The sequence below is a fragment of the Kitasatospora sp. NPDC059817 genome (assembly GCF_042731835.1).
Taxonomy (GTDB): Bacteria; Actinomycetota; Actinomycetes; order Streptomycetales; family Streptomycetaceae; genus Kitasatospora.
On the sequence record NZ_JBHWIR010000395.1, the window covers coordinates 1 to 2,172 of the forward strand.

General features: G+C 72.1%; 3 protein-coding genes. All 3 read right to left on the minus strand.

Going from position 1 to position 2,172, the window contains the following annotated elements:
- Positions 1-51: 51 nt before the first annotated feature.
- Positions 52-957: an aegerolysin family protein gene (locus ACFV61_RS35655; protein WP_380344641.1), complete on the minus strand. Its 906-nt coding sequence runs from the start codon at positions 955-957 to the stop codon at positions 52-54.
- Between the two features lie 104 nt (positions 958-1,061).
- The gene (locus ACFV61_RS35660; protein ID WP_380496313.1) at positions 1,062-1,376 is read right to left on the minus strand and encodes a hypothetical protein; all 315 of its coding nucleotides are present in this window, start codon (positions 1,374-1,376) and stop codon (positions 1,062-1,064) included.
- Positions 1,377-1,630: 254 nt separating this feature from the next.
- Positions 1,631-1,990 carry a DoxX family protein gene (locus ACFV61_RS35665; RefSeq protein WP_380496315.1) on the minus strand — a complete coding sequence of 120 codons (360 nt, stop codon included), beginning with the start codon at positions 1,988-1,990 and terminating at the stop codon, positions 1,631-1,633.
- Positions 1,991-2,172 lie beyond the last annotated feature (182 nt).

Sequence of the window (2,172 nt, forward strand, 5' to 3'; positions counted from 1 at the left end):
GGTCACGGATGGACGTGACCCGGGCGGGGGCGCTGGTTCGGCCCGCCGCGATCAGGACTTCGACAGGTTGAAGGAGATCGCGGCGTTGTCGCCGCTGCCGCCCTGCCAGGTGCACTTGTACCCGGACGGGGCGGAGCAGCTGTAGCCGTTGCTGCCGGTGTAGGGGTTGTTCCAGTACACCCTGACCTTGTTGCTCTCCCCGGACACGTCGAAGGTGACCTCGCCCTCCGTGCCGGTCATGAAGCCGTCCGACTCGCTGGCCCACTTCGCGGTGACACCGGGCTGGACCATGGACGGGGGCAGCATGTTGTCGGACCAGATCCCCCACCGCAGGCTGGAGCCGGAACGGACCAGCAGCTTGCCCGAGTTGTTGGTCAGGTTGATGCTCGTGCTGCGGGCGGCGGTGACGCCGGGCACCACCGCGTCGGCGGTGTCGGCCCCGGCCGACCGGGACGCCGGCCAGACGTCGAACTTGACGCCGGCGTTGTTCCCGCTGCCGCCGCTCTTGTAGCAGGCGTACCCGGCCGGGACGGAGCAGCTGTAGCCGTTGCTGCCCACGTAGGGGTTGTTCCAGTAGATCTTGATCTCGCCGCCGGCGAAGCCGTAGGTGATGTTCCCCTCCGTCCCGGTGCCGGCCCCGCAGGACTCGCTCGCGAAGCTGGGCTCCTTGCCGGTGGGGATGTAGTCGGGCGGCAGCATGTTGTTCGTCCAGCAGCCGTGGTCGAGCTTCTCCCACGTCTTGGTCAGGCCGTACGCGGTGTGGTTGGACAGGGTGACCTGCGTGGAGCGGGCCGCGGTGATCCCCGCCAGGCCGTCCGCGGTCGCCTGCGGGCCGCTCTGCCCGGTCGCGGCCTGCGCGGCCGGGGCGAGGGTGAGCGCTCCGGACGCCATCAGCACGGCGGTCAGAACGCCTGCGGCCGTGCGGGACAGGCCGCGCTTGGGAGTCGTGCGTCGCATGGGTCTACCAACTCTCTTCAAGGCTGGACGAGCGGGCGCCGGGTCGCGCCCGCCGTGTTCTCATCCGGGGGGCGTCGCGGCTCGGTGCCGGCGCCGGGGGGGGCTCACTGGATGTAGAGCTCCCACCGCTTCGCGCCGTCGACGATGACCTCTTCGATCAGCTGGGCGACGGCGCTCCCGAGGCCGTACAGCACGTAGTACGCCGCCTGCGCCTCGACGAACGAGTCGTACCGGCCGGCCCAGCGCCAGATCGCGGACGCCGACGCGCCGTCCTGGGCGCCGTCCTGGGCGGCGGGCGACGCGGAGGCGTGTGCGCGGGCGGGGGAGGCCACGGCGGCGTACGCCTGGGCGGTGCCGCCGACCAGGACCGCGGCGGCGATCGCGGCGCAGAGCGAGGCTGAACGAATTTGCCTGTGCATGACAAATATCCCTTCTGGGCGTTCCACGTGAACGGCCGGCCACCTGCGGCGGATCGGCCCCGCCCCGACCCGGCTGCGGGATGCGGTGGCAGTCACAGGCTGACACGTGACCACCACGCTCGGGCATCGTGGAAAACCGCGAACTTGGCACGGTGTACGTACCGAGGGCCTGCGGACGGGACGGGGCGGGGGCTGAACGGAGGCGGAGCGGGGGCTGAACGAAGGGGCGGGGCGCGGACGGGGGTGGCGTCCGGTCACATGGCGGCGGCCGGCCAGACGGTCGCGGCCGCGGCGGCGAGGAGCCCGGCGTTGAGCGCGACGCGGCGGTCCCCGCCGGTCAGGTGCACGGCGATCGCGCCGGTCTGCAGGAGCACGAACCCGACGGCCGCGGCCACGGCCAGCCCCGGCGCGACACCGACCGCCGGCGGCAGCAACAGGCCTGCCGCGCCCAGGAGTTCGACCGCTCCCAGCGCCCTGACGGCGGGCAGCGGTACGCGGTCCACCCAGGCCATCATCGGGCGCAGCCGGTCGCGGTCACGGGTCGCCTTGAGTGCGCCCGCGTAGAGGTAGAAGGCGGCGAGCGGTGTGGCGAGGAACCAGTAGGCGATGGTCATGACGTCCTTTCACGGTCACCGCCGGCGGGTGGCCGGTCGGCTTCAGGCCAGGTCGGCGGCGGACCCGGTGACGGGCTCGGTGACGGGCCTAGTGCTGCTCCGCGGAAGTTCGTGGAGGGGTGTTGATCAGGCTGCTTTGAGTGGGGTGCCCTCGTAGGTCCAGCGGTAGGGCTTGGCGGTCT

Excerpts from the sequence above, each read along its gene's own strand:
- ACFV61_RS35655 (WP_380344641.1), bottom strand. The coding sequence starts at position 957 with ATGCGACGCACGACTCCCAAGCGCGGCCTGTCCCGCACGGCCGCAGGC.
- ACFV61_RS35665 (WP_380496315.1), bottom strand. The coding sequence starts at position 1,990 with ATGACCATCGCCTACTGGTTCCTCGCCACACCGCTCGCCGCCTTCTAC.
- ACFV61_RS35660 (WP_380496313.1), bottom strand. The coding sequence starts at position 1,376 with ATGCACAGGCAAATTCGTTCAGCCTCGCTCTGCGCCGCGATCGCCGCC.